1 pseudogene is annotated in these 804 nt (G+C 56.8%); it reads left to right on the top strand.

Going from position 1 to position 804, the window contains the following annotated elements:
• Nucleotides 1-70: 70 nt before the first annotated feature.
• Nucleotides 71-804 (top strand): annotated as a pseudogene (locus tag ABS761_RS16905) (efflux RND transporter permease subunit); the annotation flags it as partial.

Genomic DNA, 804 nt, shown 5'->3' with positions numbered 1-804 from the left:
TGCTCTATGAAGAGCGATTCGTCAGGCCTGTCGCCTGATGTTCAACTCGCCTTGAACACGGAATTCCTGACACCCCCTCAATCGCCTATTGATTTGGCTATACCACCCGCTGCTCAATGCCACGCTCAGGCGACCTTGGGTCGTCATTGGGCTCGCATTTATCGCATTGGCGGTGACCTTGGTTCCTGTATCACGCTTGGGCAGCGAGTTCATGCCGGCGCTCGACGAAGGGGACCTCTTGTATATGCCTACGGCCTTGCCTGGAATTTCCGCCCAGAAGGCCGCTGAACTACTGCAGCAGACCGACCGCATGATCAAGACAGTTCCCGAGGTGGCCACGGTCTTTGGCAAGTCTGGTCGGGCGGACACCGCTACTGACCCAGCGCCGCTAGAAATGTTTGAGACCACTATCCAGTTCAAACCCCGCGACGAGTGGCGCCCCGGCATGACGCCTAAAAAACTGATCGCTGAGCTGGACCAAACCGTTAAGGCACCCGGACTGACGAACGTCTGGGTGCCACCCATCCGCAACCGCCTGGATATGCTCTCGACAGGCATTAAAACACCCGTCGGAGTCAAGATCTCGGGCGGCGATCTGGCTCAAATCGACAAAATCGCGACACAGGTCGAAGCAGCAGTTAAAAATGTACCGGGTGTGACCTCAGCACTGGCGGAACGCTTGAACGGCGGCCACTACATCGACGTTGATATCAACCGTCTCTCGGCAGGGGGGTGCGGACATTTTCTTGGACGGTTTATACGGACATCAATCCTAGTGCCTGACGATACTCGATGGGACTGCGG

The organism is Castellaniella sp. GW247-6E4 (assembly GCF_040276065.1).
GTDB lineage: Bacteria > Pseudomonadota > Gammaproteobacteria > Burkholderiales > Burkholderiaceae_B > Castellaniella.
The sequence above is the reverse complement of the archived record's forward strand: the minus strand, read 5'-3'. Positions and strand labels throughout refer to the sequence as shown.